Source organism: uncultured Caballeronia sp. (assembly GCF_964243625.1).
Taxonomy (GTDB): Bacteria; Pseudomonadota; Gammaproteobacteria; order Burkholderiales; family Burkholderiaceae; genus Caballeronia.
Window position 1 is genome coordinate 1 of sequence record NZ_CAXTGZ010000789.1, and the last position, 2398, is coordinate 2398.

The following is a 2398-nucleotide window of genomic DNA, read 5'->3' on the forward strand; positions in this document are numbered from 1 at the left end:
ATAAATTCTAATTTAATATTCTTATATGGAATAATTTTCCAAACTCCTCCGGCAACCGAGATTTAGCGCTCTGCGATCTAAGAGGAGCAGATGCATTCTTGAAAGAATTCGGCAAAAGCGCGTATCCTGTATGCGCGTAGACCGCGTATTCGGCGGCGATTGAATCCCGCTGAAGTGCAATCCAGTTCACTCCTAGTTTTGGCGCGGTCACGATCGGGCTGGGGACCCTCTGAAACTTCATTATCTGTCGGGTCGTCGCGGCTTACATCTTTCAACGTTGGGTATGGCGTGCCTGCACAACTTATGGTGTTGACGCTACGACGACCCCACAAGAGTGCCGCACCGAACAGCCCATTCTTCACGGATAAATTGCGAATAGAGCCGCGTACCAATTGGTGATAATTGCGGCAACCCCTTTACTCACATCACAAAATCCATTAAATATTGGTTCGGGATCCTGAACAATATAGAGGCCGGCGAGGCTATCTGTAAAGACTCCGCGAGATGTGTCGGCTCTTAATGCAGTGAAGCTTGATTTTGACCCCAAAACCAAGTCCGATCCATAAGGGAGATCGCCACGGCTGAACATGAGACGCCCGACCTGGCGACATTGTTCGATAGCTCGATAAGCTCTGACTTAAACGAGGTGCTATAAGTCCGCCGAGTGCGCCCCGTCGAAATGTCTTGGGAAATAGTGTGCACGTGTCCGCTTCCTGATCGTGGAAACGTATGCTCTTACGCCCAGGAACAAAAACCAGATGAGATCGCCGGATGCTTACGATGCAACGGTGCGCATGCGCGTCTCGCGGCAGGCGGGCAAGAAGTGCCCGGCTTTGCCCGAATTCTGGAACGCACAGGCAATTCGCACCATTGACGCGCGCTGCTGACTTCGCTGGGCGACCGTCGGCGTTTCAAACCCACTGATATCGTGGCCTGCTACGAGCGTCGTCGGGAGATCGGAACCGGTTATCGGGAGATCAAGCAATCGATGCTGGGTTCGGAGTTGACCTTGCGCAGCCGCACCGTCGAAGGCGTGTACCAGGAGATATGGTGCACATTGATCGCATACAACCTGATTCGCCGTGAGATCGCCAGCGCCGCATGGGAAGCCAAATTCGAACCGCCTGATATCAGCTTCGTGCGCGTCCTTCATACGATCCAGCACAAAATGATGTGGGCCGCTATTACTCCAGCCTATGCAAAATCGCCAACCGGTCTTAAGCGTTTGCTTGAACGCCTCAAGTCGCTACCCAATGAAAAACGACCCGGGCGCGCATGCGACCGAGTCGTCAAATCCCACTAAACGTCACACCGTTCGACGCCTCAAGAAGAATCTTAACTGAACGGCATTACGGCATAAGCAGCAGTATTTCATACGGCGAAGTGTCTTTCGACTTGCTTTAACGTCGCTTTGTAGTGTGCTACTAGATTCCTCACCGCAGTGTCGACATCGTTCGCGAGAACCGCGTCGAGAATTGCTCGATGCTCTGCCATCGGATCGCGATCGGGCCGATAAATGCTGGACGCCGCCAAGGAGCGATAGCGGTCACATTTTTCCCGAAGATCTTTGCAATAGCTGAGCAACGATGGTGAGTCACAGTTCGCCACAAGTGCGTCGTGGTAAGCCCAATGCAACAGGTCAGCAGCCGGCGCCGGAACGGGAGGATTCATGCTTTCGAGTCGTGGCAGACGCGTCATCCGATGGAATGCAATCAGGACGCCTTCTTCCCATGCATCGGTTCTATTTCGCAACGACTCGCGCAATGCGATTTCTTCAAGCCAGCAGCGTGTTTTCGTCAGTGAACGAATTTCCGTGAGACTAACGCCCGTCACGGCAAACCCTCGTAGCTCCCGCTTATCTACCAATCCTTCCGCTGATAGCCGGCTCAGTGCCTCTCGCACCGGCGTTGGGCCCACGGCGTACTGTTCGCTGAGCGCATCGATGCGCAACTTGGTATCGGGGGCAAGCTGACCGCGAAGAATATCGCTGCGTAGACGCTCGTAAAATTCGGTCGTGAGTGTCCGGCCGCGATCTTCGCCATTCGACGGTTTCAATGCGACCGCTGCGGAGGATGCGTTATTCATGTTCGTCTAAACAATCGTCGATCGAAACTGGGTTTTTCGGTTTGAATCCCTCAACGGTGCCAATTACGACTAAGCGCACGCAGTTGATGCCCCTGTTGTTTATCACTGATCTCTCCGTATAAGCGGGTACTAAACAACTATCCAATCGGCAAGAGCTTGCCGCTTCACCCAAAAGGCTCGCTCGCTAGAGCATCGACCATAAGGGAAACCTTTCTCCAAAGGCGACACATCGGCTTCGGCTTAGGAGCTTGGCAGAAAATTTGACAGTGAACGCTGAACTCACGGACCTCCTCGGTGCTCCCAAACTGTAGGC

Annotated in this window: 1 protein-coding gene and 1 pseudogene; one reads left to right on the plus strand and one right to left on the minus strand. The window is 53.3% G+C overall.

Translation table 11 applies throughout. From position 1 onward, the window contains the following. Nucleotides 1-779: 779 nt before the first annotated feature. Nucleotides 780-1343: pseudogene (locus tag ACFFAR_RS30915) on the plus strand (DDE transposase); the annotation flags it as partial. Nucleotides 1344-1371: 28 nt separating this feature from the next. On the opposite strand, the gene ACFFAR_RS30920 reads toward ACFFAR_RS30915, so the two are convergent. Then, entirely contained in the window at nucleotides 1372-2085 is a 714-nt protein-coding gene (locus ACFFAR_RS30920; RefSeq protein ID WP_174365490.1) for a GntR family transcriptional regulator, read from the minus strand. Nucleotides 2086-2398 lie beyond the last annotated feature (313 nt).

What these genes read in the sequence shown, in the direction of transcription:
- ACFFAR_RS30920 (WP_174365490.1), bottom strand. Translation starts at nt 2,085, where the DNA reads ATGAATAACGCATCCTCCGCAGCGGTCGCATTGAAACCGTCGAATGGC.